Below are 24,303 nucleotides of genomic sequence, written 5' to 3' on the forward strand. Positions count from 1 at the left end.
GCGACCCCCGAGTCAGCGACTGCGGCGGTCAGCGCTCCCCGCCGGGCACCCACAGTACGTCGCCGCGCTCCCGGTTGGCGTGCCTCGCGAGGATGAAGAGCAGGTCGGACAGCCGGTTGAGGTAGGTGATGGCGAGCTTGTTCATCGTCTCGCCGTGCACCTCGTACGCCGCCCACGCCGACCGCTCCGCGCGCCGGGCGACGGTGCGGGCGACGTGCAGCAGCGCGGCCCCCTCGGTGCCACCGCTGAGGATGAAGGAGCGCAGCGCCGGCAGGTGCTCGTTGTAGGTGTCGCACCAGCCCTCGAGGCGGTCGACGTACGCCTGCTCGACGCGCAGCGGCGGGTACTCCGGGTCCGCCACCACCGGGGTCGAGAAGTCCGCGCCCACGTCGAAGAGGTCGTTCTGGATGGTGGTCAGCACGGCGACGACGTCGTCCTCGAGCGCGCCCTGCGCGATCGCGACGCCGATGTGCGCGTTGGCCTCGTCGACGTCGGCGTACGCCGCCAGCCGCGGGTCTGTCTTGCTGGTGACGCTCATGTCGCCGAGCCGGGTCTCCCCGCCGTCGCCGGTGCGGGTGTAGATCCGGGTCAGGTTCACCATGGGTCGAGGGTAGCGACGTACCGTCGACCACCATGCGACGTCTCGCGCGGCCGACCCTCCTGGCGCTCCCGGCGCTGGCGCTCGCGGTGGCGGGCCTGTTCCACCCGCACCACCTGACCTACGACACGTCGTGGCGCTGGTTCACCCTCCACCTCCCGGGTCTGCTCGTCTTCCCGCTGGTCGGGCTCGCCCTCGCTGCGCTGGTCGGGACCCGGACCGACCCGCTGGCGTGGGCGATCCGGGTCACGGCCTACGTCTACGCCACCTTCTACACGGCGCTCGACGTGATCAGCGGGGTGGCGGCGGGCTATGTCACCCACGAGCTCGGGCCGGGGGTGCCGCGACCGGAGGCGGTGAGCCTGCTCTTCCGGATCGGCACGCCGCTCGGCGAGCTCGGGTCCTGGGCGCTGCTCGCCACGTGCGCCCTGGTGGTGGTCGACCAGGTCCACCGCCACCGCGCGAGGGGCGCGGTCGCGCTGGTGCTGCTGCCCGGTGCCTGGCTCGTGCACGTCGGCCACATCTTCGCGCCCGAGGGCGTCGTGGGGATGCTCCTGCTCGGAGTGGGTACTGCTGCCGCTGCGACAGCGGACGCGACACCTCCGAATTGATCGGGCGCGAGAGGCAACCGATCGCGCTCGTCGCGCGTCATAGTGGGTGACAGGCCGGTTGGAGCGACCGGGGCGATCTCGGGTCCCGGAGGACGGGGACACGTGCCATGACCATGGAGATCATCACCGACGGACCGACCCTGCTGCTGAGCGGCGACTTCGACGTGCGGAGCACGATGGAGGTCCGCAACGCCATCTACGACCACCTCGACGGCCACGACGAGGACGTCGTCGTCGACCTGACCGAGGTCAGCACCATCGACATGACCGCGCTCCGGGTGCTCGCCGTCGCGACCCGCGAGGCGACCCGCCACGGCCACCACCTCACGCTGCGCGGCTGCAACCCCGCCGTACGCCGGATGCTGCACCTGACCCGGCTGATCCGGGTCGTCGAGGTCGAGCGGGTCGCCGTCTCGGCCTGACCGGCGGCCCGTGTCGGATACCCCACAGGCGGTTACCAAGCGGTAGCCATCGCCCTACCCTCGGACGCATGACGGAGAAGGACCGCGCCACCAAGGACCGACCCTGGGTGATGCGCACGTACGCCGGGCACTCGACGGCCGCCGCGTCCAACGCGCTCTACCGGGGCAACCTCGCCAAGGGCCAGACCGGCCTGTCGGTCGCCTTCGACCTGCCGACCCAGACCGGATACGACCCCGACTCCTCGCTCGCGCGCGGCGAGGTCGGCAAGGTCGGCGTCCCCGTGCCGCACCTCGGCGAGATGCGCCGCCTCTTCGAGGACATCCCGCTCACCGAGATGAACACCTCGATGACGATCAACGCGACGGCGATGTGGCTGCTCGCGATGTACCAGGTCGTCGCCGAGGAGCAGAACCCCGACGCCACCCCCGAGGAGGTCGCCGCCCAGCTGGCCGGCACCACCCAGAACGACATCATCAAGGAGTACCTCTCCCGCGGGACCTACGCGTTCCCGCCCGAGCACTCCATGCGGCTGATCGCGGACGTCATCTCCTACACCGTCCACCAGATCCCGAAGTGGAACCCGATCAACATCTGCAGCTACCACCTGCAGGAGGCCGGCGCGACGCCGACGCAGGAGCTCGCCTACGCGCTGAGCACCGCGATCGCGGTGCTCGACGCGGTCAAGGACTCCGGCCAGGTCTCCGCCGACGACTTCGAGAAGGTCGTCGGCCGGATCTCGTTCTTCGTCAACGCCGGCGTGCGCTTCATCGAGGAGACCTGCAAGATGCGGGCCTTCGGCCGGCTGTGGGACGAGATCACCCGCGAGCGCTACGGCGTCCAGGACGCCAAGATGCGCCGCTTCCGGTACGGCGTCCAGGTCAACTCGCTCGGCCTCACCGAGGCCCAGCCCGAGAACAACGTGCAGCGCATCGTCCTCGAGATGCTCGGCGTCACCCTGTCCAAGAACGCCCGCGCCCGCGCGCTCCAGCTGCCCGCGTGGAACGAGGCGCTCGGCCTGCCGCGACCCTGGGACCAGCAGTGGTCGCTGCGCCTCCAGCAGGTGCTCGCCTTCGAGTCCGACCTCCTCGAGTACGACGACATCTTCGACGGCTCGCACGTCATCGAGGCCAAGGTCGCCGAGCTGGTGGAGGGCGCGAAGGCCGAGATCGACCGCGTCCAGGCGATGGGAGGCGCGATCGCCGCGGTCGAGTACATGAAGCAGGAGCTGGTCTCCTCCCACGCCGCCCGCCGCGCCCGGATCGAGTCCGGCGAGGAGGTCATCGTCGGCGTCAACAAGTACGAGACGACCGAGCCCTCGCCGCTCACCTCCGACCTCGACGCCGCGATCATGGTCGCCGACCCCGAGGCCGAGAAGACCGCGATCGCCAGCGTCGAGGCCTGGAAGGCCCAGCGCGACGAGGCCGAGGTGGCCGAGGCACTGGCGGCCCTGGCCGAGGCCGCGAAGACCGACGCCAACCTGATGGAGCCCACCCTGGTCGCCGCCCGAGCCGGTGCGACGACGGGGGAGTGGGCCGGCACCCTGCGGGAGGTGTTCGGCGAGTACCGCGGACCGACCGGCGTCAGCGGCGCCGTGGGTGTCGTCGGTGCCGGCGAGGCGGGCGAGGAGCTGACCGCCGTCCGCGCGCGGGTCCAGGAGACCGGCGAGGAGCTCGGCTCCCGCCTGCGGCTGCTGGTCGGCAAGCCCGGGCTCGACGGTCACTCCAACGGCGCCGAGCAGGTCGCGGTCCGGGCCCGCGACGCGGGCTTCGAGGTCATCTACCAGGGCATCCGGCTCACCCCCGAGCAGATCGTCGCCGCCGCGGTCGCCGAGGACGTGCACTGCGTCGGACTGTCGATCCTGTCCGGCTCGCACATGGAGCTGGTGCCGGCCGTCCTCGCCGGCCTCCGGGCGGCCGGCGCGGGCGACGTGCCGGTCATCGTCGGCGGGATCATCCCGGACTCCGACGCCCGCCGTCTGCGCGAGCTCGGGGTCGCCGCCGTCTACACGCCGAAGGACTTCGGGCTCACCGCGATCATGGGCGGCATCGTCGACGTGATCCGCGCGGCCCAGGGCCTCGACGACTGACGGATCACCAGCCCCAGGTGCCGGGCGAGCCCTTGAACGGGCCGACCACCCGGCTGGTGATCCAGCCGCCGTAGAACCCGCCCTCCTGGGGCTGCACCCGTTCGCCGTCGACCCGGCACTCGTCGACGAGGCCGGGCATCACGGCGACGTACCCCGCGATCCGCGTGAACGCCGCCGTCGGGTCCGGGTAGGTCCAGCCCGCGCGCTCGGCGGTCCGGGTCGGCGTCACCAGGTCGAAGTAGGCCGCGACGCCCTTCCACTCGCACACCGACGACCCGCGCGTCGGGCGCAGGACGCCTGGCTCGAACGCGTCGGGCGGCAGGTAGTAGGTCGGCGGGTGACTGGTCTCGAGGACGCGCACGGACCGGGTCGTCCGCGCGACGACCAGCCCGCCCAGCTCGACCTCGACGACCGCGTCCGTCGGGTCGATCCGCGGCGGGCGCGGGTAGTCCCAGACCGACTCCTGGCCGGGGCCCGGCGGTGTGCGCTCCACGCGTCGAGCGTACGACGGCGCGTGAGACGCCCCACGTGGAAGGTAAGGCATACCTTCCTTCGTGCTACGGTTCCGGCCGTGGGCAAGAAGAAGGGCGGCAAGGCCAAGCTCCCGAAGATGGAGTGCTGCGTCTCCAAGTCGAAGTGCGGCCGCTGTCCGCTGCGCATGTTGAAGGACGGCACCCTGCCCGCCGGGTATACGGTCAAGAAGCGCAAGCTTGTTCGCGTCGACGGCACGAAGGTCACGAAGAAGAAGCTCGCCAAGGCAGCCTGACCCCCCGCCAGACCGCCCGCCAGACCGCCCGATCAGGAGACGATCCCGTGGCCGCACCGCGCTTCACCGACCAGCTCAACGTGCAGATCGGCAACGAGCTGGCGGCCCACCACCAGTACCTCGCCTGCGCGATCTACTACGACGCGCTGACGATGCCGCAGATGGCGGCGTTCTTCTACGCCCAGGCGCTCGAGGAGCGCGGCCACGCGATGATGATGGTGCAGTACCTCCTCGACACCGACGCCCAGGTGGCGATCCCCGCGGTCGAGGCCCCGGTCAAAGAGTTCTCCGACGTCGCTGCTCCCGTCGCCCTCGCGCTCGACCAGGAGAAGCGGGTCACCGAGCAGATCAACCAGCTGCTGCGGATCGCGCGCGAGGAGTTCGACTTCGCCTCCGAGCAGTTCATGCAGTGGTTCATCAAGGAGCAGGTGGAGGAGGTCGCCACGATGAGCGACCTGCTCACCGTGGTCCAGCGCAACCTCGACGACGTCGAGGACATCGAGGAGTACGTCGCCCGCGAGCAGAGCGGCGGCGAGTCCGACCCCACCGCGCCTCGCGAGGCCGGCGCCTGAGCCGCGTCCTCGTCGTCGGCGCGGGCGTCGTAGGACTCACCTGCGCCGTCCGCCTCCTCGAGGCCGGCCACCGGGTCGACGTGGTCGCGCGCGACCTGCCGCTCGAGACCACCTCGGCCGTCGCGGCCGCGCTCTGGTACCCCTACCGGGCCCTGGCACAGGACCGGGTGACGACCTGGTCCCGCACGTCGTACGCCGCCTTCGCCGCGATCGCCGCTCCGGAGGAGTACGGCGGCGACCCCGAGGCGGGCGTGCGGATGGTGCCCGGCACCGAGGTGCTCGACGGACCGCGGCCCGATCCGTGGTGGCGCGCCGCGGTGCCCGACCTGCAGCCGGCCGCGGACCTTCCGGAGGGGTGGACCGCCGGGTGGTCGTTCGTGGCGCCGGTCGCCGACATGAGCGTCTACCTCGGGTGGCTGGTCCGGCGGGTCGAGGAGCTCGGCGGCACGCTGACCCGGCTCAACCTCGGCGCTCTGCCACCGCACGGGATCGTGGTCAACTGCTCGGGTCTGGGCGCCCGGCTGCTCGGCGCGGACCGGAGCGTGGTGCCGGTCCGCGGCCAGGTGGTCGTGGTCGAGCAGTTCGGGCTGGACCGCTGGTGGCGGCACGGCGGCGGACCGACGTACGTCGTCCCGCGCACCCACGACGTGGTCGTCGGCGGCACCGACGTCGAGGGCGAGTGGAGCCGGACGCCGTCGCCCGCGACGTCGACGGCGATCCTCGAGCGCGCCGCCGCCCTCGTCCCCGCCCTCCGTGGTGCCCGGGTGCTGCGCCACCGGGTCGGCCTGCGTCCCGTGCGACCGGCGGTGCGGGTGGAGCGTGTGGGGGACGTGGTGCACTGCTACGGCCACGGCGGCGCAGGGGTGACGCTCAGCTGGGGCGTTGCGGACGACGTCGTGGGCCTCGTCGACCGATAGGCTCCGGCCCGTGGGAGAGCCCCCGCCGCCGGACGTCCTTCTCCGGGGCGTCGTCGAGTCGGTCCCGGACGCGGTCGTGGTGGTCGACGCGGACGGGCGGATCGTGCTGACCAACTCCCAGTGCCGCGCGACCTTCGGGTGGGACCCCGAGGAGCTCGTTGGGCTGTCCGTCGAGGTGCTCGTGCCGACCAGCCGGCAGTCCGACGAGCGCCAGTACCGCGCCGACCCGCGCCTGCCGACCGGCCTGCTGCGGGTCACCGCGATGCGCAGCGACGGGACGGAGTTCCCCGCCGAGGTCTCCATGGCGCCGATCTCGGCCGAGGGCTACTCGTACGTCTCGGCGACCATCCGCGACATCACCGAGCGGGTCAACGAGGAGGAGCGCTTCCGCAGCCTCCTCGACGCCGCCCCCGACGCCACGGTGATCATCGATGACACCGCCACCATCGTCCTGGTCAACGACCGGGTGGAGGAGATGGTCGGCTTCACCCGGTCCGAGCTCCTCGGCAGGTCGCTGGTGGTGCTGGCCGCCGCACCGGAGCCCGAGGAGATCCTCGAGCGGATCGGCAACTACCTGCGCGAGCCCGAGTCGGTGCCGATGGGCTACAGCCAGGAGTTCCGGGTGCGGCACCGCGACGGCCACGACCTGCCGGTGGAGATCTCGCTGTCGCCGCTGGAGACCGCCGACGGCCTGCTGGTCTCGATCGCGCTGCGCGACCTCACCGAGCGGCGCCGGCTCGAGGCCGAGTCGCACCGGCTGCGCGACGACCTGATCGCGTCGGTCTCGCACGAGCTGCGCACGCCCCTGACCTCGATCATCGGGTACGCCGAGCTGATGGCCGATCTCGACGAGGCCGACCTCAGCCGGCGGGCCCGCAAGCTCCTCAGCGTGATCGAGCGCAACGCCACCCGCGAGCTCCAGCTGGTCAACGACCTGCTGACGATGGCCTTCCTCGACGACGACCGCCTGCGGATGCTGCAGGAGGCGCTCGACCTCGACATGGTCTGCGAGCGGGTGGTGGAGAACCTCCGGCTCCGGGCCCGTGAGCGCGCCCTCACCCTGGTCTTCCTCGGCGGCGAGGCGAAGCCGGTCATCGGCGACCTGCACCGCGTCATCCAGGTCGTCGAGAACATCGTCACCAACTCGCTGAAGTTCACCCATGCCGGCGGCCGCATCGAGCTGAGCGTCGAGGACGACGGCGAGATGGGTGTCGTCGAGATCCGCGACACCGGAATCGGCGTCTCGCCCGAGGACCAGGCCCGCCTCTTCGAGCGGCTCTACCGGGCGCCCCGCGCGGTCGCCGACCAGGTGCCGGGTGCCGGGCTCGGACTCTCGATCGCGCGCGCGATCGTCGAGGCGCACGGCGGCTGGATCACGCTGAACAGCGAGCTCGGCGTCGGCACCGTGGTGCGGGTCGCGCTCCCGCACCACGTCCGGCCTATCCCAGCGCCGTGACCGCCACGACGGCGGCCGGGGCGAGCGCGCCGTAGACGTGCGGGAAGGTGTCCTCGACGTCCGGGGCCGGACGCTCCTCGACGACGGGGACGTCGAGCAGGTCGGTCTCGATCTCGAGCAGCACCAGCGGCTCGGCGACGTCGGCGTAGAACGCCGCCCGCACGCCCTCCCACTGGTCGGCGCGGCTGGCGTGGAGGAAGCCCTCCTCCTCGAGCGTGACCCCGCGGGTCGAGGTCGTGTAGGCCCCGGACTCCTGGGCGGCCGTCCAGTCGGGGAGCGTGGCGATGTGGAAGATCCTCACCCGTCGATCTTCTCCCACACGCTCACGTGCTTGGTGCTGGCATCGGTGAAGGGCGACCGGTCCCAGTCCGCCCACCGGTCCCGCAGGCGCATCCCGGCGATCCGCGCCATCAGGTCGAGCTCGGAGGGCCACACGTAGCGGTAGGGCAAGGTCCCCTTGCGGTACGTCGAGCCCTCACGCGTGTAGTGGTGGGACCACGCGAGCTGGGTGGTGACGTCGTACTCGTCGACGCCGACGTGGTCGTCGCCGTGGTCGAAGACCACGAAGCGGTTGCCCTCGGGCAGCTGCCGCAGCTTCGGGACCCCGACCTCGACCACGAAGCGGCCCCCGGGCGCGAGGTGCGCGGCGGCGTTCTCGAAGACGGCGACATGGTCGTCCTGCGACGGCACGTTGCCGATCGTGTTGAAGACCAGGAAGGCCAGGCTGAAGTCACCCTCGACGCGCGTCTCGGTCATGTCGCCGACCGTCACCTGGACCCGGTCGCCTCCCGGCTTGGCCCGCAGCTGGTCGACCATCGCCTGCGACAGCTCGATCCCGTGCACCTCGACCCCACGCTCGGCGAGCGGCAGCGCGACCCGTCCGGTCCCGACCGCCAGCTCCAGCGCCCGCCCGTCGCCGGCCAGCTCGGCCAGCAGGTCCACGGTCGGCCCCAGCACCTCCGGCGCGAACATCTCGGGCGAGCCGGCGTCGTACCGCTCGGCGACCTCGGTGTCGAAGTGGTTCTCACGCATGGTCGCCATCGTGGCCACGCGAGCGGTCGTGGCGCGACCGAGTTTCTTTCAGAAGAGCCGGTGGCTCGGGTCGTCGAGGCCGCGGAGGGCGTCGTAGTCGACGACGGCGCAGGCGATGCCGCGGTCGGTGGCGAGGACGCGGGCCTGGGGCTTGATCTCCTGGGCGGCGAAGATGCCGCGCACCGGGGCGAGCAGCGGGTCGCGGTTGAGGAGCTCGAGGTAGCGGGTGAGCTGCTCGACGCCGTCGATCTCGCCGCGGCGCTTGATCTCGACCGCGACCGAGTGGCCGTCCGCGTCCTTGCACATGAGGTCGACCGGGCCGATGGCGGTGGGGAACTCGCGCCGGACCAGCGTGAGCCCGGGGGAGAGGGTCGCGGGGTGGTCGGCGAGCAGCTCCTGGAGGTGCTTCTCGACGCCGTCCTTCTGCAGGCCGGGGTCGATGCCGAGGTCGTGGCTCGACTCGTGGTGGATCTCCTCGATGAGGATCCGCAGCGTGTCGTCGCTCTTTGGGTTGGTCACCGTCCACTCGACCTGGCCGTCGTCGGTGGTGCCCTCGCGCAGGGTGCACGGCGGCGACATCCAGTTGAGCGGCTTGTAGGAGCCGCCGTCGGAGTGGACGAGCACGGACCCGTCGGCCTTGATCATCAGCACCCGGGTGGCCATCGGGAGGTGGGCGGTCAGCCGCCCGGCATAGTCGACCTGGCACCTGGCTACGACGAGTCTCACGGGCGAGGAATCTACCGGGGCGGCGGGCGGACCGGTGCGGCCTGGTGCTGGTTCCCCTTCATCCCGTGGTGAACCTGCGCTCCCCACGCGGAGCTCAACGGGGGGAGCGCGGGCTCGCCCGGGGGAGCGCCGGCTCGCCCTCATCCCGTGGTGAACAGGTACCAGCGCCGGCGCAGGAGCAGCTCGTGCAGCGATTGGATCGTTAAGTTACTCGCGAGTGAACTAGGACACTGTCACGGGCGGCCTTCCCGTGCCACGATGCGCCGCATGACGACCTCGCCCGGCTCTGCAGCTGCCTCCGAAGCGCGTACATTCACCACGATCGGCATCGTCGGTCTGGGCACCATGGGTGCCGGCATCGCCGAGGTCTTCGCCCGCAACGGGTACGCCGTCGTGGGCGTCGAGAAGGACGAGGACGCGCTCGGCCGCGGCCGCCAGTACCTCGAGCACTCCACGACCCGCGCGGTGAAGCGGGAGAAGATGACCGACCTCGAGCAGAGTGAGCTGCTCGGCCGGATCACCTTCACCACCGAGCTCGCCGACGTCGCCGGCGCCGACCTGGTCATCGAGGCGGTCGTCGAGTCGCTGGAGACCAAGAAGGACCTCTTCCGCCAGCTGGACGGGATCGTCGGCGCCGACACGATCCTCGCGACCAACACCTCGAGCCTCTCGGTCACCGAGATCTCCACCGCCAACTCCCGTCCGGGCCGGGTCATCGGCGTCCACTTCTTCAACCCGGCCCCGGTGCAGCAGCTGGTCGAGGTGGTCCGCACGGTGGTCACCGAGCAGCAGGTCCTCGACGACGTGACCGCGCTGATGACCGGCCTCGGCAAGACCCCGGTGGTCTGCGGGGACAAGGCCGGCTTCATCGCCAACACCCTGCTCTTCGGCTACCTCAACCACGCGGTCTCGATGTACGAGGGCCGCTACGCCAGCCGCGAGGACATCGACGCGGCCATGCGCTTCGGCTGCGGCTACCCGATGGGCCCGCTGGCGCTGCTCGACCTGATCGGGCTCGACACGGCGTACGAGATCCTCGAGACGATGTACCGCCAGGGCCGCGACCGCCTGCACGCGCCGTCCCCGATCCTCAAGCAGATGGTCACCGCGGGCTGGCTGGGCCGCAAGACCGGCCGCGGCTTCTACACCTACGAGGCCCCGGACAGCCCGATCGTCGTCGCCGACGACCGCACGCCGTCGGCCGACGCGAAGCCGCAGCTGCGCCACGACATCAAGCAGGTCGGCGTCGTCGGCACCGGCACCATGGCCAGCGGCATCGTCGAGGTCTTCGCCAAGAGCGGGTACGACGTCCTCTTCGTCGGCCGCAGCCAGGAGAAGGTCGACGGGGTGGTCGCCACCATCACCAAGAGCTTCGACAAGCAGATCCAGCGCGGCCGGGCCACCGAGGAGGCCAAGGCCGAGGTGCTCGCCCGACTGACCGGCTCGACGTCGCTCGACGACCTCCAGGACGTCGACATCGTGGTCGAGGCGATCGCCGAGGACCTGGCGATCAAGACCACGCTCTTCGAGAACCTCGACGAGATCTGCAAGCCCGGGGCGATCCTGGCGACGACCACGTCCAGCCTGCCGATCATCGCCTGCGCCCAGGCGACCTCACGGCCGCAGGACGTCATCGGCATGCACTTCTTCAACCCGGCGCCGGTGATGAAGCTGGTCGAGGTGGTCTCGACCGTCGTCACCTCCGACGAGGTCACCGAGACCACCCGCGCCCTGTGCGCGGGGGTCGGCAAGGTGGCCGTCTCCTGCGGCGACCGCGCCGGCTTCATCGTCAATGCGCTGCTCTTCCCCTACCTCAACGACGCCGTGCGGATGCTCGAGGCCCACTACGCCACGGCCGACGACATCGACACCGCGATGAAGCAGGGCTGCGCGCTGCCGATGGGTCCCTTCGAGCTGCTCGACGTGGTCGGCAACGACGTGTCCCTGGCCATCCAGCGCGAGCTCTACCTGGAGTTCCGCGAGCCGGGCTTCGCGCCCGCCCCGCTGCTGGAGCACCTGGTCACCGCCGGCTACCTCGGCCGCAAGACCAAGCGCGGCTTCCGGGACTACAGCCAGCGCTGACCTACAGCCCCAGCTCGACGGCCGCCTCCAACGCGGCCTCGATGCTCGAGCGCCAGCCGCCGGCGAGGGCCTCGTGGGTGTCGCCGTACAGGCTCTGACCGGCGACCAGGTTGCTCGAGCAGGAGCAGACCATGGCCGCCCGCAGGCCGCGGAGCCGCGCGACGACGAAGAGCGCCGACGCCTCCATCTCGATGTTGAGCACCCCGAGGTCGTGGAGCTCGGTGATCCAGGCGGGTCCCTCGGCGTAGAACGCGTCGTCGGTCGCGCTGATCCCGCGGTGCGCGGTGACGCCGTCGCGTGCCGCGAGCCGGGCGCTGTGGCGGGTCAGCGCGAGCGTCAGCTCGGGGTCGGGGACCGCGGGATAGCCCGCGTGCGCGTACGCCGCGGTGGTGCCGTCGTTGCGCAGGGCGCCCTCGCTGACCAGCAGGTCCCCGGGCGCCACGCCGGGCTGCACGGCCGCCGAGGACCCGACCCGGATGAACGACGTGACGCCGACCCTGGCGAGCTCCTCCACCGCGATCGCGGTGGACGGGCAGCCCATGCCGGTCGAGGTCGCGGTGATCCGACGACCCCGGTAGCTGCCGACGATCGTGCGGTGCTCGCGGTGGTGGGCCACCTCGACCACGTCGGTGAGGAACTCACCGATGAGCGGCACCCGGAAGGGATCGCCGGGGAGCAGGGCGACGGTCGACACCTCGCCGGGCGCCACCGCGATGTGGAACTGCCGGGCGCTGACACCCTCGGCGGACTTGTCGACGACGGACAGATCGGACTCGTGAGTCACGTGAGCCTCCTGTGCGGGGATGGTGGTCCCCGCCCTGACACTCGGTCATGGTGATAGGACTCGCGTGGGGGCGAGCCTAGCCGCCCCGGCGGCGTCAGTAGCTGAACTGCTCCACCAGGGTCCGCATCCGCTCCGCCATCCCGGCCAGCTCCTCGGCCGCCTGGCTGGTGCTGGCGGCGGCGGTCTGGGTGTCGGAGGCGGCCTGGGCGACGACCGTGACGTTGGCCGCGATGTCGGTCGAGCCGCTGGCGGCGTCGCCGACGTTGCGGCGCATCTCGTTGGTCGTCGCGGTCTGCTCCTCGACCGCGGAGGCGATCGTGGCCTGGGTGTCGTTGATCTGGCCGATGATCTGCGAGATCGCGGCGATCGCCGCGACGGCGTCCTCGGTGTCGGACTGGATCGCCTCGATCCGGCGGCCGATGTCCTCGGTCGCCTTCCCGGTCTCCTGGGCGAGCTCCTTGACCTCGTTGGCGACGACCGCGAAGCCCTTGCCGGCCTCGCCGGCCCGGGCGGCCTCGATGGTCGCGTTCAGTGCGAGCAGGTTGGTCTGCTCGGCGATCGAGGTGATCACCTTGATCACGTTGCCGACCTCGGCCGAGGAGTCGCCGAGCTTCGCGACGGTCGCGGTGGTCGACTCCGCGACCCGCACCGCCTCGGCGGCCACACCCGCGGCGTTGGTCGCATTGGTGGCGATCTCGCGGATCGAGGAGGACATCTCCTCGGTCCCGGTGGCCACCGTCTGCACGTTCTGGGAGACCTGGTCCGCGGCCGCGGACACCACGCCCGCCTGGGAGGAGGACGTCGAGGCTGAGGCGCTCATCTGACCGGAGACCTCCGAGAGCTCGGCCGAGGCCGACGCCAGCGACCGGGCGTTCTCGTCGATGGCGGCCATCGCGGCCCCCAGTCGGTCGAGCGCGTTGTTGAGGGCCACGCCCATCTGGCCGACCTCGTCACCGGAGGTCACCTCGACCCGTTCCACGAGCCGCCCCTCGGCGACCGCGTCGAGGACGGTCGAGACCCGGTGGATCGGCCGCACGATGAGGCGGGCGACGAAGAGGCTGAGGCCCACGGCGAGCGCGAGCCCGACGGCGAGCAGCACCAGGATGAGGGTCCGCGACTGGTCGTGCACCCTGTCCGCGCTGCGGGCGAGGCTCTCGGCCGCCGAGGTCTCCTGGGTGTAGAGCTCGTCCAGGGGCTCGGCGAACGCGTCGTCGAGCGGGTCGAGCTGCTGGGCGATCGCCCGGTAGGCCGCGGGCGTGCCGGCGAGCGGGAAGACCGCCGAGTCCCGCACGTCCTTCCACTTCGTCCACTGCTCCTCGAAGGTGGCCATCAGCTGCGCGCGGGCGTCGGTCGTGCTGCCGTGCGCGGTCGTGTACGCCGCGATCGCGGCGTCCGCCTCGGAATCGGTGTCCGCGATCTCCTGGGCGAGGTCGCTGCGCTCGGCGTCGGTCGTCGCGTCGACGTACCGCCAGACGAGCACCCGGTTGTCGCCCTCCATGTCGCGCAGGTCGCCGAGGGCGGCCAGCGGCTTGGCGCCCCGCGAGTAGAGGACGTCGGCCTTACCGCCGACCGCGCCGAGGCGGTCGATCGAGAAGACGCCGACGCCGGCCGCCACGAGCACCACCATGCCGAGGGAGAGCAGGATCTTGGCGCGGAGCCGGAGACCGCCGATCCACCGGCTGGGGTGCAGGGAACGGCTCGAGGTGTCGGCCATGTCGGGACCTTTCGAGAGGGCAGGCGGCATCGAAGCGGGGCGCCCTTCCCGAGTGGGAGCGATCCGACCATCACCATCGGCAGCGGCGGTCCGGACCTGAGCGAGACGCTCCCTCAGCGGGCGACGGTCATCTGCGGGATGCGGGCCCGGATCGCGTCGAGCTCGCGCTCGTCGGAGATGCCCTGCCAGTCGTGCCGCGGGGTGTACGGCGACTCGAGGGCGCGCAGCTCGTCCTCGGTCAGCCCGAGCTCCAGGGAGGCGACGGCGTCGTCGATCTGCTGGGTGGTCGAGGCGCCGACCAGGGGAGCGGCCACCACCGGCTTGTTGTGCAGCCAGGCCAGCGCGACCTGGGCACGGGAGACGCCGCGGTTCGCGGCGATGGTGCCGACGGCGTCGATGATCGAGCGGTCGCTCGCCTCGGTCAGCGGCGTGTAGAGGAGGTCGGCGTACGCGCCGTCCGTCTCCGAGCGCCGGGTGGCGTGCGCGTCGTCGTACGCACGAGCAAGGCGGCCGCGCGCGAGCGGGCTCCACACGACGGTGCCGACGCCCTCGTCGAGGCAGAGCGGGATCATCTCGCGCTCCTCTTCGCGGGCCAGCAGGTTGTAGTGGTCCTGCATCGAGACGAAGCGCGCCCAGCCGTGCTCGCGCTGGAGGTGCAGCGCCTTGGCGAGCTCGTAGGCGCGCATCGACGACGCGCCGAGGTAGCGGACCTTGCCGGAGCGGACCAGGTCGTCGAGCGCCTGCAGGGTCTCCTCGAGCGGCGTGGCGGGGTCGTTGCGGTGGACCTGGTAGAGGTCGATGTAGTCGGTGCCGAGGCGGCGCAGGCTGTGCTCGACCTCGGTCATGATCGCCTTGCGGGAGAGTCCGGTGGCGTTCGCGCCGGACCGCATCGGGTGCCGGAGCTTGGTCGCGATCACCACGGCGTCGCGGTCGGCGTAGCGCCGAAGTGCCGTGCCGAGGATCTCCTCGCTGGAGCCCAGGGAGTAGAGGTTCGCGGTGTCGAAGAAGTTGATGCCGGCCTCGAGCGCGTGCCGGACGAGGGGGAGCGCGTCGTCCTCGCCGAGCGACCAGGCCGGGTGGCCGCGGTCGGGCTCGCCGTACGTCATCGCGCCGATCGCGACGGGGGAGACGTCGAGGCCGGTGGTGCCGAGCTTGGTGTAGTGCATGGGTCGCCTCTATCGTTTGTGGAGAGTTCTCCGCTTGACCGTAGTGGAGAGTTCTCCACTTATCAAGGAGACGCATGCGCGCCGACGCCCGCGACAACCGCGACCGCATCCTGGCGGCCGCGCGAGAGGCGTTCGCGGACGACGGCGACGTCTCGATGAACCAGGTCGCCCGGCGGGCGGGAGTGGGGGCGGGGACGCTCTACCGCAACTACCCGACGCGGGAGGCGCTCGTTCTCGCGGTCTACCGGCAGGAGGTCGAGCAGCTGGTCGAGGCGGTGCCCGCGCTGCTCGCGGAGCAGCCGCCGCTCGACGCGCTGCGGAGCTGGACGGTCGACCTCGTCGACGCGATGCGCCGCAAGCACGGCCTGGGCGACGCGCTCAGCGCGACCGCGCACCAGGCGATGGCCGAGCAGTCCTACGGGCCGGTGATCGGGGCGATCACGGCGCTGCTCGAGGCCGGGCAGCGCGAGGGCGTCGTCCGCGCCGACGCCGACCCGCGCGACTTCCTCCAGCTCACGGGCGCCCTGTGGCGAGCGGCCTCGGGTCCCGAGGACCGCTCGCCCCAGATGCTCGAGCTGATCCTGGACGGGCTCACCGCTCGTCCGTGAGCCGGCCCGCCAGGGTCGGCACGACGATCGCGGCGGCGACGGTGTGCAGCGCGATCAGCGTGGCCGCGGAGGCGGCGTCGAAGCCGAAGGTCAGGTCGGGGACGAAGGACAGCAGGGTCAGCGCCACGGCGGAGCGCACGAAGGTACGCCGCGGGCGCCGGGCCCGGCGCGCCATGACGGATGCCATCGCGACGCCGCCGAGCGAGAAGACCAGCGTCAGCTGGGCGAACCCGGCGAGCGGGATGCCCTCACCGGTGCCGTCGGAGAAGGAGACGCCGGCCGCCGAGGCCAGGGCGGCGAGCGTGGTGGTGGCGACCGCGGCGACGACGGCGGCGGCCAGGCCGTGCTTCCAGACGGTCGGCCGTGCCGGGGTGCGGGTCGTGGTGGTCGCGGACTGGGTGCTGGCGATGGTGGACATGTCGGTCTCCGTCTCTGTGGCCGGCCGCCCGGTGCGGCCTGCTCTCACCACCTCCACGAACGCGGAGGCACTCGTACGACAGTCGCCGTGAGCTTTTCTGATCACTCCCTCGAGCTCGGGTGTGGTGTCGTATCCGGGTCCGGGCGTTCGTGGTGCTGGTGAGAGGCGGTCGTCCGGACCGCCCCCCGACAGGAGGAGAAGGACGATGACGCACTACCTGATGAGCGTGCACGGCGCCGCCGAGATCAGCGAGTTCGGCAACTACGGCTCGAAGGAGGAGATGGAGGAGGCGTTCGCGGCGACGGGCGCCTTCAACGAGCAGCTCAAGGCCGACGGCTACTGGGTGTTCGCGGGTGGGCTCCAGTCCTCGACCACCGCGACCGTGGTCGACGGTCGGGGCGACGTACCGGTGATGACCGACGGGCCCTACCTGGAGACCAAGGAGTACATCGGCGGCTTCTGGGTCATCGACGCCCCCGACCTCGACGTCGCGCTGCGGCTCGCGGCCGAGGCGTCGAAGGCCTGCCGCGGCAAGGTCGAGGTGCGGCCGTTCGACGGGCTCGCCTGAGGCGGCGGACCGGCTACGGCCGCGGGTAGCCGCGGCGGACCGTGCGGTCGAGGATCCCGAGCGTCGCGCGCAGCGCGTTCTCGGAGATGACCGGGAAGATCCCCGCGGCCGCCCAGTCCGGGTGGATGTCGCTCCAGTCGTAGAACGACGTGACGAGCGTGCCGCCCTCGGCGCCGGGCTCGAGGCGGTAGCCGTAGACGTGGCCGATCTGCGGCCGGACCCGGCCGAGGATGTCCCACGAGATCAGCCGGTCCTGGTCGAAGTCGCGGATCGACACCGTGACGTCGTACTTCCCAAGCTCCGGGTAGTCGTTGAGCGACTCCCGGTCCATGTGGACGACGAAGGAGTCGCCGGCCGCCGTCACCGGATCGCCGGTCGCGTCCTGGAGCATCCCGGAGGAGTCGATCGCGACGTGGCCCTGCGGGTCGCACAGCACGCGGAAGACGTCGGCGGCCGGCGCCTCGATCACGCGGCTGGTCTCGAGGCGGGTCGGCTGGTCGCTGGCGACGGCGTCGGGCATGGCGCGATCCTCGCACGGGTACGCCGAGACCATGGGAGTGGAGACGGGACGCATCACGACCGACATTCCGGCCCGGCTGGACCGGTTGCCCTGGGCGCGCTGGCACTGGCTGGTCGTCATCGGGCTCGGCACCGTCTGGATCCTCGACGGGCTCGAGGTCACGATCGTCGGCTCGATGTCCGACGCGCTCAAGGACCCGACCACCGGGCTGGGCATGTCCAGCTCCCAGATCGGTCAGGCCGGCGCGATCTACGTCGCGGGCGCCTGCGTCGGGGCGCTCTTCTGGGGTCACCTGACGGACCGCTTCGGCCGCAAGAAGCTCTTCCTCATCACCCTCGGCGTCTACATGGTCGCGACCGTGCTCACGGCGTTCTCGATGGCGCCGTGGTGGTACTTCGGCGCCCGCTTCCTGACCGGCTTCGGCATCGGTGGCGAGTACGCCGCGATCAACTCGGCGATCGACGAGCTCATCCCCGCGTCGTACCGCGGCCGCGTGGACGTCGCGATCAACGGCTCCTACTGGGTCGGCGCGGCCGGGGGAGCGCTGCTCACCATCCCGCTGCTCGACCCGACCGTGATCGACGCCGAGTGGGGCTGGCGGCTCGCCTTCGGACTCGGCGCGATCCTCGCGGTGGGCATCCTGCTGGTGCGCCGCAACGTGCCGGAGAGCCCGCGCTGGCTCTTCATCCACGGCCGCGACGAGGAGGCCGAGAAGATCGTCCACGGCATCGAGTGGACGGTGTCGGAGGAGACCGGCGAGCAGCTCCCGGACGTCGACGAGACGATCACGATCCGTCAGCGCCGGGCGATCCCGTTCACCACGATCGCGCGCACGGTCTTCACGCTCTACCCGAAGCGGACGGTGCTCTGCTTCTCGCTCTTCGTCGGGCAGGCGTTCCTCTACAACGCCTTCTTCTTCACCTACGGCGACACCCTCAGCACCTTCCTGGGCGTCGACCAGACCGGCTGGTACATCGCGGTCTTCGCGCTCAGCAACTTCGTCGGCGCGCTCGCGCTCGGCCCGCTCTTCGACCGGGTCGGCCGGGTCCGGATGATCACCTTCACCTACGTCTTCTCCGGGGTGCTGCTCGGCGTCACCGGCTTCCTCCTGGGCTCGGTCAGCGCCGTCTCGCTGACGATCCTCGGCGCGGTCATCTTCTTCTTCGCCTCGGCCGGTGCCAGCGCGGCGTACCTCACCTCCAGCGAGGTCTTCCCGATGGAGACCCGCGCGCTGTGCATCGCGTTCTTCTACGCGATCGGTACGGCGGCCGGCGGCATCAGCGGTCCGCTCCTCTTCGGCTGGCTGATCGACCGCGCGTCCGCCAGCGGCGACATCACCGGCATCGCGCCGGGCTACTTCCTCGGCGCGGGCCTGATGGTCGCCGCCGGCGTGGTCGAGGCGTTCCTCGGGGTCAAGGCGGAGGGACGCTCCCTGGAGAGCATCGCCCAGCCGTTGACCGCCGAGGACGCCAACGACAGCGAGGACGCCGGCGAACCTACGCCTCGGTGAAGTGCACGCTGAGCGGGTTGTCCGGACCGGACACCAGCGAGGTGAGGACGGAGTCCATCAGCGCGCCGCAGCCGGTGAACTCCGGGATCGAGTAGGCCCCGGCCATCGTGTAGTCGCCCGGCCCGCCCGGCTGGCCGATCTTCGCGAAGTCGACCGTGCCACTCAGCGTCGCAGTGGTGCGGGCGGTGCCGCAGCCGTCCTTGACCAGGTTGATCAGGTCGCCGACGCCGGAGACCTTGGTGATGTGGATGGCGAAGCTCTGCTTGGCCGTGATCGACCAGACGGTGTCGTCGACGTCGATCGTGCCCTTGACCGGCGACGCGTCCGCGACCTCCATCGTGATGTGCACGAGGTCGAGGTCCCCGAGACCGGCGGCGGTCTTCGCCGGCGGCAGGGCCAAGGGCCCGCTGAGCTTTCGCTTCAGCGGCTTGATCGTCCCGGTGAACTGCGTGGTCGGGAAGGCCACCTCGGTGCCGAGCTTCTTGACGGTCGTGGTCGCGTCGGCGTTCCAGGTGAGTGAGAAGGGCTTCGCCTTCTGCGCCTGGTGCGCCGCCCTCGCGACGGGTACGGCGTCCGCGGGCGCGGTCGCCAGCGTGGTGGTCATGATCCCCGAGAGGGCGAGCGCGGTGAGCGCCGCCCGGGCATGCCGGTACAACATGGATCTCCCTCCAGTCAGGCGCCTCCCTCACGGCGCCTCGTGCATGACGTGGGAGCCCCTACCCACTGCAGCACCGGTTGCAACTCGCTGTCACAACTTTTCTCGGGACGCCGTGGCGGCGCCCCGTAGGCTGGCTGCATGACCGGCGTGTGGATCCTCGTCCTCCTCGCGATCATCGTGGGCGTGGTGGTGGTCGCCCGCCGCAACGGCCAGCGCCGCGAGCTCGAGCGTCAGCGTGCCGAGCTCGAGCCGGTGCAGAAGCTGGCGGCCGAGGACGTCACCGCGCTCGGCGAGCAGCTCCAGGAGCTCGACCTCGACCTGGCCGGCCACCAGCTCGACGCCGGCCAGCGCGCCGACTACCAGCGCGCGCTCGACGCCTACGAGGCTGCGAAGACCGCGGCCGACGCGATGACCCGGCCCGACGACGTCCGCCACGTCACCGAGATCGTCGAGGACGGCCGCTACGCCATCGCGTGCGTGCGCGCGCGGGTGGCGGGGGAGCCGCTCCCGACCCGCCGGCCGCCCTGCTTCTTCGACCCGCGCCACGGGCTGTCGGTCACCGACGTGCTCTGGTCGCCGCCGAGCGGCGCGCCCCGCGACGTACCGGCGTGCGCGCTCGACGCCGAGCGCGTGCGCGCCGGCGCCGACCCGGACTCCCGGATGGTGATGGCGGGCGCCCAGCGGGTGCCCTACTACCAGGCCGGTGGCGCCTACCGCCCCTACGCCCAGGGCTACTTCGGCGCCTTCGGGCCGATGGAGCTGATGTTCGCGGGCCTGCTCTTCGGCGGCCTCGGCGGCTTCGACATGATCGGCGACGGCATCGGCGCGATCGGGGACGGCATCGGCGACCTCGGCGAGGGGATCGGAGACGCGGTGGGCGGCATCGGCGACGGCATCGGTGACATGTTCGACGGCTTCGACTTCTGATGTCCCTCCTCACCACGCTCGCTGCCGTGGCCGCGCTCGCCGTCACGCCGCTGCCCACCGGCACCGACGTCGACTACCAGCTCGGCGGCGACCGCCCGGTCCCCGCCCACGTCGGGATCGTGGCCCGCGACCGCGAGTCCGCGCCGATCGACGGCAAGTACAACGTCTGCTACGTCAACGGCTTCCAGACCCAGTCCAACGAGAGGAAGTTCTGGAAGAAGCACTGGAACCTCGTGCTCAAGAAGAACGGCAAGGCGGTCGAGGACTCCGCGTGGGGCGAGTGGCTGCTCGACGTCCGCACCGCGAGCAAGCGTGAGAGGCTCGCGCGCATCGTCGGCCGGTGGACCGACGGCTGCGCCGACGACGGGTACGACGCGGTCGAGTTCGACAACCTCGACTCCTTCACCCGCAGCCACCACCTGATCACCAAGAAGGAGGCGGTCGCGTACGCCGGCCTCCTCGTCGATGCCGCGCACGACGCGGGGCTGGCCGCGGGGCAGAAGAACCTCGCGGGCTTCGACGGCACCTCGATCGGCTACGACTTCGCGGTCGCCGAGGAGTGCGGTCGCTACCGCGAGTGCGCGTCGTACACGAAGTTCTACGGTGACCGGGTGCTCGCGATCGAGTACCGGCGGCAGGACTTCCGGTGGACCTGCCAGCACGTCGGGGACGACCTTCCGGTGGTGCTCCGCGACCGCAACCTCACCACCCACGGCGTGCGGAAGTGGTGTTGAGGGAGCAGGGCCTGCACACCACGACCCTCGGTGCGCGCGGCCCCCTCGTCGCCTTCTGCCACGGGCTCTTCGGGCAGGGCAAGAACTGGACCTCGATCGCCAAGGCGGTCGCCGAGGACCACCGGGTGCTGCTGGTCGACATGCCCCACCACGGGCGCTCGACGTGGCCCGACCACTTCGACTACGTCGACGTCGCCGACCGGGTCGCCGAGCTCTTCGACCCCGAGGACCCCGTGGCGCTGGTCGGCCACTCGATGGGCGGCAAGGCGGCGATGGTGCTCGCGCTTCGCCACCCCGAGCTCGTCGAGCGGCTCTGCGTCGTCGACGTCTCGCCGGTGGACTACGAGTCGGCCAGCGAGTTCGCCGGCTACATCCGGGCGATGCTCGCCCTCGACCTGACCACGATCGAGCGCCGCTCCGACGCCGACGCCGCCCTGGCCGATGCGGTCCGCTCGCCCACGGTGCGCAGCTTCCTGCTGCAGAACCTGCGCCGCGAGGACGACGGCACCTGGTCCTGGCAGCCCAACCTCGAGGTGCTCGGCCGCGACATCGCCGCGCTCAGCGGCTGGCCGGAGGACCGGCTCGCCGGAGCGGCGCCGTACGACGGTCGCACGCTGTGGATCAACGGCGAGACCTCCGACTACGTCCGTCCCGACTACGTCGCCGCCATGGACCGGTGGTTCCCGCGCAACCGCCGGGTGACCATCAAGGGCGCCGGCCACTGGGTGCACTCCGAGCAGCCGGCCGTCTTCACCGAGGTGCTGCGCCGCTTCCTGGCGTGAGCCGGGCGCGGGCTCAGGAGTCGCCGGCCTGCCGGGCCCGGTAGGCCGCGACCGCGTTGCGGTTGCCGCACGCGGTCGAGCAGAAGCGCTTGGACCGGTTGCGGGAGAGGTCGAGGACGATGCCGTCGCAGTCCTCGTCGGCGCAGACCCCGAAGCGGGACATCTCGTCGTCCCGGACCACGTCCAGCATGGCCATCGCGGTGTCGACCACGATCCGGGTCGCGGGTGCGGCATGCTCGGGGACGGCGTGCAGGTGCCAGTCCCAGGGTCCGTGCCGGACCAGCTGGGGCACCGCTCCCGCCTCGGCGAGCAGCTCGTTGACCAGCGCCGCCGCGTCGTCGCGGGGTGCGGAGAGCAGCTGGTAGAGCACGGGGCGGACGGCGCGGACGCTCTCGAGCTCGTCCTCGCCGGCGGACCGGTGCTCGGTGAACATGTGGTCGGCGTACCACGCGTCGAGCTCCTCGACCGTGGCCAGGGTGTCGTGCCCGACGACGCCGGAGTTCACCAGGACCACTGCCGCCTGCAGCATGATCTTGGTGTCATCCGTCAACGCCACGATGACAGATTACCGATCGGTCCGCCCTAGCATCATCCCAATGACGAGATTGGCCGAGGACCCGCTGCCCCGGGAGGTCGTCGCGGAGCCGTCGCGGCTGGCGGCCGGACTGGTCTTCGCCGTGATCTCGGCCGGCACCTTCGGCATGTCCGGCGCGCTCGCCCGCCCGCTGCTCGACGCGGGCTGGAGCGCGGGCGCGATCGTGCTGGTCCGGGTGCTGATCGGGGCGGTCGTGCTGCTGCCTGCGGCGCTGGTGGCCCTTCGCGGCCGGTGGAGAGCGCTGCGCCGCAACGCGGGGATGATCCTCGTCTACGGCGCCGTCGCGGTCGCCGGCACGCAGTTCTGCTACTTCTCCGCCGTCCAGTACATGCAGGTCGGCCCGGCGCTGCTGATCGAGTACACCGCCCCGGTCGCGGTCGTCGCGTGGCAGTGGGTGCGGCACGGGCAGCGGCCCGGTCCGCTGACCGTGGTCGGCGCCGGGGTCGCCGCCGTCGGCCTGGTGCTCGTGCTCGACCTGCTCTCCGGCGCCGACCTCGACCCGGCCGGGGTGCTGTGGGCGCTGGCGGCGATGATCGGCGCGGCGATGTACTTCGTGATGTCCGCCGACGGCGACAACGGGCTGCCCCCGATCGCCCTGGCCTCCGGCGGACTCCTCGTCGGGGCCGCCGCGCTCGGCCTCGCCGGGCTGGTCGGCGTGCTCCCGATGCACACCGCCCACGACGCCGTCACGTACGCCGGCAGCACGGTCGACTGGTGGGTGCCGATGGTCCTGCTGGGCGTGGTGACCGCGGCCGCGCCGTACGCGACCGGGATCGCCGCGAGCCGGCGGCTGGGCTCGCGGCTCGCGTCCTTCGTGGCGCTGCTCGAGGTGGTCTCGGCCGTGCTCTGGGCGTGGCTGCTGCTCGACCAGCTCCCGCGCGCGGTGCAGCTGGCCGGCGGCCTGCTGATCCTGGCCGGTGTGGTCGTGGTGAAGCTGGGGGAGCGGGCTACCGCGCGTCCTGCCGGCGCACCCACACCTCCCGGATGAGCATCAGGATCGAGGCCGCGGTCGGGATCGCGAGCAGCGCGCCGACCACGCCGAAGAGCGCGGCGCCGACCAGCGCCGCGATCACGGTGAGCGCGCCGGGGATGTCGACCGACTTCGACATCACGCGCGGGTAGATCACGTAGTTCTCGACCTGCTGGTAGACCACGTAGAAGACGATGCACGCGAGGCCGATCTTCCAGTCCTCGGCGAAGGCGATCGCGGTGACGATGACCGCGCCGATGGTGGCACCGATCATCGGGATCACGTCGAGCAGCGCGACCACGAAGGCGAGTGCCACGGCGTACTCGCTCAGGCCGGCGAAGAAGAGGAAGACCAGCGACGACAGACCGGCGCACAGGGCGACCAGGAAGGCACCGGACACGTAGCCGCCGACGCTGCGGAAGATCCGGTTGCCGAGGCGGCTGACCCGGTCGCGGCGCGAGGCCGGGGCCAGGCGCCAGAGCGCGGACTTGATGGTCTCGAGCCCGGCCAGGAAGTAGAGCGTCAGCACGACGATCACGAAGGCGTTGAAGAGCGCCCCCACGACGGCCAGGCCGATGCCGACGGCACCGCCGAAGATGGCGCCGGCGAAGTCGCCGGTGGTGACGTAGTCCTGGATCTTGTCGATGACGTCGTACTCGTCGTCGAGGCGCTGCACCTGCCGGTTGCGCTGCAGCTCGTCGAGCCAGTGCGGCACGTTGTCCGTCAGGGAGTTCACCTGGTCGACGATCACCGGCACGATCGCGACGAGGAACAGCGCGACCGCGGCCAGGAACGCGACGATCACCGTGAAGACGGCGTACGAGCGACGCATGCCGTGCCGCTCGAAGAAGCGCACCGCGGGGTCGAGCCCCGCCGCCAGGAACATCGAGACCACGATGAGCATGAGGGTCGAGCCGATGGCTTGGACGTGCATCGCCAGCCAGACCGCGGCCAGGACCCCGAGGCCGCCGATGAAGCCGACGTAGAAGGGTGCCCGGTGGTCGAGGGGCGGACCCGGCTCGCCGAGGTCGTCGTCGGCCTCGGTGAGGGGGCCGTCGCTCATGCGGGGTCCCCGCGGAA

The 24,303-nt window shown here is 71.4% G+C and carries 28 protein-coding genes; 15 read left to right on the plus strand and 13 right to left on the minus strand.

From position 1 onward, the window contains the following. Positions 1-28: 28 nt before the first annotated feature. Positions 29-601, minus strand: a complete 573-nt coding sequence (locus tag K8U61_RS00405) for a cob(I)yrinic acid a,c-diamide adenosyltransferase (RefSeq protein ID WP_224120977.1) — start codon at positions 599-601, stop codon at positions 29-31. 32 nt (positions 602-633) lie between these two features. On the opposite strand from K8U61_RS00405, the gene K8U61_RS00410 reads away from it, so the two are divergent. From K8U61_RS00410 to K8U61_RS00420, 3 genes are all read left to right on the plus strand, one after another. Then, positions 634-1,209: a hypothetical protein gene (locus K8U61_RS00410; RefSeq protein ID WP_224120978.1), complete on the plus strand. Its 576-nt coding sequence runs from the start codon at positions 634-636 to the stop codon at positions 1,207-1,209. 107 nt (positions 1,210-1,316) lie between these two features. After that, a complete protein-coding gene (locus K8U61_RS00415; protein WP_224120979.1) occupies positions 1,317-1,631 on the plus strand; it encodes an STAS domain-containing protein in 315 nt (104 codons plus the stop codon). Positions 1,632-1,699: 68 nt separating this feature from the next. Continuing rightward, positions 1,700-3,718: an ethylmalonyl-CoA mutase gene (locus tag K8U61_RS00420; protein WP_224120980.1), complete on the plus strand. Its 2,019-nt coding sequence runs from the start codon at positions 1,700-1,702 to the stop codon at positions 3,716-3,718. A gap of 4 nt (positions 3,719-3,722) precedes the next feature. Here the strand turns inward: K8U61_RS00420 and K8U61_RS00425 are convergent, their stop codons facing one another. Further along, positions 3,723-4,211 (minus strand): DUF427 domain-containing protein, encoded by a 489-nt coding sequence (locus K8U61_RS00425; RefSeq protein ID WP_224120981.1) that lies wholly within the window; start codon positions 4,209-4,211, stop codon positions 3,723-3,725. A 78-nt stretch (positions 4,212-4,289) separates the two neighbouring features. On the opposite strand from K8U61_RS00425, the gene K8U61_RS00430 reads away from it, so the two are divergent. From K8U61_RS00430 to K8U61_RS00445, 4 genes are read left to right on the plus strand one after another with little or no spacing between them, the layout of a single operon-like run. Beyond that, the gene (locus K8U61_RS00430; protein WP_224120982.1) at positions 4,290-4,484 is read left to right on the plus strand and encodes a hypothetical protein; all 195 of its coding nucleotides are present in this window, start codon (positions 4,290-4,292) and stop codon (positions 4,482-4,484) included. 47 nt (positions 4,485-4,531) lie between these two features. Continuing rightward, positions 4,532-5,056, plus strand: coding sequence for a ferritin (locus K8U61_RS00435; protein WP_224120983.1), 525 nt, complete (start codon positions 4,532-4,534; stop codon positions 5,054-5,056). Further along, positions 5,053-5,973 carry an FAD-dependent oxidoreductase gene (locus K8U61_RS00440; RefSeq protein WP_224121909.1) on the plus strand — a complete coding sequence of 307 codons (921 nt, stop codon included), beginning with the start codon at positions 5,053-5,055 and terminating at the stop codon, positions 5,971-5,973. The genes K8U61_RS00435 and K8U61_RS00440 overlap by 4 nt, the downstream gene beginning before the upstream one ends. 10 nt (positions 5,974-5,983) lie before the next feature. Continuing rightward, on the plus strand, positions 5,984-7,429 hold the full coding sequence (locus K8U61_RS00445) for a PAS domain S-box protein (RefSeq protein WP_224120984.1): 1,446 nt from the start codon (positions 5,984-5,986) through the stop codon (positions 7,427-7,429). Here the strand turns inward: K8U61_RS00445 and K8U61_RS00450 are convergent. The 3 genes from K8U61_RS00450 to nucS are packed head-to-tail and all read right to left on the minus strand — an operon-like array spanning position 7,413 to position 9,187. After that, the gene (locus K8U61_RS00450) at positions 7,413-7,730 is read right to left on the minus strand and encodes a DUF952 domain-containing protein (RefSeq protein WP_224120985.1); all 318 of its coding nucleotides are present in this window, start codon (positions 7,728-7,730) and stop codon (positions 7,413-7,415) included. The genes K8U61_RS00445 and K8U61_RS00450 overlap by 17 nt on opposite strands. Then, positions 7,727-8,461, minus strand: coding sequence for a class I SAM-dependent DNA methyltransferase (locus tag K8U61_RS00455; protein WP_224120986.1), 735 nt, complete (start codon positions 8,459-8,461; stop codon positions 7,727-7,729). The genes K8U61_RS00450 and K8U61_RS00455 overlap by 4 nt, the downstream gene beginning before the upstream one ends. Positions 8,462-8,509: 48 nt before the next feature. After that, positions 8,510-9,187 carry an endonuclease NucS gene (gene nucS / locus K8U61_RS00460; RefSeq protein WP_224120987.1) on the minus strand — a complete coding sequence of 226 codons (678 nt, stop codon included), beginning with the start codon at positions 9,185-9,187 and terminating at the stop codon, positions 8,510-8,512. Positions 9,188-9,454: 267 nt separating this feature from the next. On the opposite strand from nucS, the gene K8U61_RS00465 reads away from it, so the two are divergent. Beyond that, on the plus strand, positions 9,455-11,269 hold the full coding sequence (locus K8U61_RS00465) for a 3-hydroxyacyl-CoA dehydrogenase family protein (RefSeq protein ID WP_224120988.1): 1,815 nt from the start codon (positions 9,455-9,457) through the stop codon (positions 11,267-11,269). A 1-nt stretch (position 11,270) separates the two neighbouring features. On the opposite strand, the gene K8U61_RS00470 is transcribed toward K8U61_RS00465, so the two are convergent. From K8U61_RS00470 to K8U61_RS00480, 3 genes are all read right to left on the minus strand, one after another. Beyond that, positions 11,271-12,053: a nucleoside phosphorylase gene (locus tag K8U61_RS00470; RefSeq protein WP_224120989.1), complete on the minus strand. Its 783-nt coding sequence runs from the start codon at positions 12,051-12,053 to the stop codon at positions 11,271-11,273. 94 nt (positions 12,054-12,147) lie between these two features. Further along, positions 12,148-13,767, minus strand: coding sequence for a methyl-accepting chemotaxis protein (locus tag K8U61_RS00475; protein WP_224120990.1), 1,620 nt, complete (start codon positions 13,765-13,767; stop codon positions 12,148-12,150). Between the two features lie 113 nt (positions 13,768-13,880). After that, positions 13,881-14,933 (minus strand): aldo/keto reductase, encoded by a 1,053-nt coding sequence (locus tag K8U61_RS00480; protein WP_224120991.1) that lies wholly within the window; start codon positions 14,931-14,933, stop codon positions 13,881-13,883. A 74-nt stretch (positions 14,934-15,007) separates the two neighbouring features. Here K8U61_RS00480 and K8U61_RS00485 point away from each other — a divergent pair, with 74 nt between their 5' ends. Beyond that, positions 15,008-15,541, plus strand: coding sequence for a TetR/AcrR family transcriptional regulator (locus tag K8U61_RS00485; RefSeq protein WP_224120992.1), 534 nt, complete (start codon positions 15,008-15,010; stop codon positions 15,539-15,541). Here the strand turns inward: K8U61_RS00485 and K8U61_RS00490 are convergent. Continuing rightward, complete coding sequence (locus K8U61_RS00490; protein WP_224120993.1) at positions 15,525-15,959, minus strand: DUF6069 family protein; 435 nt, start codon at positions 15,957-15,959, stop codon at positions 15,525-15,527. The genes K8U61_RS00485 and K8U61_RS00490 overlap by 17 nt on opposite strands. Before the next feature lie 205 nt (positions 15,960-16,164). Here K8U61_RS00490 and K8U61_RS00495 point away from each other — a divergent pair, with 205 nt between their 5' ends. Then, complete coding sequence (locus K8U61_RS00495; protein ID WP_224120994.1) at positions 16,165-16,527, plus strand: YciI family protein; 363 nt, start codon at positions 16,165-16,167, stop codon at positions 16,525-16,527. 13 nt (positions 16,528-16,540) lie between these two features. On the opposite strand, the gene K8U61_RS00500 is transcribed toward K8U61_RS00495, so the two are convergent. After that, complete coding sequence (locus K8U61_RS00500) at positions 16,541-17,047, minus strand: SRPBCC family protein (RefSeq protein ID WP_224120995.1); 507 nt, start codon at positions 17,045-17,047, stop codon at positions 16,541-16,543. Positions 17,048-17,078: 31 nt separating this feature from the next. Between K8U61_RS00500 and K8U61_RS00505 the strand changes: the two genes are divergently transcribed. Next, the gene (locus K8U61_RS00505) at positions 17,079-18,557 is read left to right on the plus strand and encodes an MFS transporter (RefSeq protein WP_224120996.1); all 1,479 of its coding nucleotides are present in this window, start codon (positions 17,079-17,081) and stop codon (positions 18,555-18,557) included. On the opposite strand, the gene K8U61_RS00510 is transcribed toward K8U61_RS00505, so the two are convergent. After that, positions 18,544-19,215 (minus strand): hypothetical protein, encoded by a 672-nt coding sequence (locus K8U61_RS00510; RefSeq protein WP_224120997.1) that lies wholly within the window; start codon positions 19,213-19,215, stop codon positions 18,544-18,546. The genes K8U61_RS00505 and K8U61_RS00510 overlap by 14 nt on opposite strands. A gap of 138 nt (positions 19,216-19,353) precedes the next feature. Here K8U61_RS00510 and K8U61_RS00515 point away from each other — a divergent pair, with 138 nt between their 5' ends. From K8U61_RS00515 to K8U61_RS00525, 3 genes are read left to right on the plus strand one after another with little or no spacing between them, the layout of a single operon-like run. Next, positions 19,354-20,142, plus strand: a complete 789-nt coding sequence (locus tag K8U61_RS00515; RefSeq protein WP_224120998.1) for a hypothetical protein — start codon at positions 19,354-19,356, stop codon at positions 20,140-20,142. Beyond that, positions 20,142-20,876 (plus strand): endo alpha-1,4 polygalactosaminidase, encoded by a 735-nt coding sequence (locus K8U61_RS00520; RefSeq protein WP_224120999.1) that lies wholly within the window; start codon positions 20,142-20,144, stop codon positions 20,874-20,876. Before K8U61_RS00515 ends, K8U61_RS00520 begins: the two co-directional genes overlap by 1 nt. Then, on the plus strand, positions 20,870-21,658 hold the full coding sequence (locus K8U61_RS00525) for an alpha/beta fold hydrolase (RefSeq protein ID WP_372454158.1): 789 nt from the start codon (positions 20,870-20,872) through the stop codon (positions 21,656-21,658). The genes K8U61_RS00520 and K8U61_RS00525 overlap by 7 nt, the downstream gene beginning before the upstream one ends. A 13-nt stretch (positions 21,659-21,671) precedes the next feature. On the opposite strand, the gene K8U61_RS00530 is transcribed toward K8U61_RS00525, so the two are convergent. Next, complete coding sequence (locus K8U61_RS00530) at positions 21,672-22,214, minus strand: CGNR zinc finger domain-containing protein (RefSeq protein ID WP_224121001.1); 543 nt, start codon at positions 22,212-22,214, stop codon at positions 21,672-21,674. Positions 22,215-22,254: 40 nt separating this feature from the next. On the opposite strand from K8U61_RS00530, the gene K8U61_RS00535 reads away from it, so the two are divergent. Next, positions 22,255-23,241 carry an EamA family transporter gene (locus K8U61_RS00535; protein WP_224121002.1) on the plus strand — a complete coding sequence of 329 codons (987 nt, stop codon included), beginning with the start codon at positions 22,255-22,257 and terminating at the stop codon, positions 23,239-23,241. Here K8U61_RS00535 and K8U61_RS00540 read toward each other — a convergent pair. Next, positions 23,201-24,286, minus strand: a complete 1,086-nt coding sequence (locus K8U61_RS00540; protein WP_224121003.1) for an AI-2E family transporter — start codon at positions 24,284-24,286, stop codon at positions 23,201-23,203. The two genes, K8U61_RS00535 and K8U61_RS00540, sit on opposite strands and share 41 nt — an antisense overlap. Between the last annotated feature and the right edge of the window lie 17 nt (positions 24,287-24,303).

The sequence above is a fragment of the Nocardioides mangrovi genome (assembly GCF_020073815.1).
Taxonomy (GTDB): Bacteria; Actinomycetota; Actinomycetes; order Propionibacteriales; family Nocardioidaceae; genus Nocardioides; species Nocardioides mangrovi.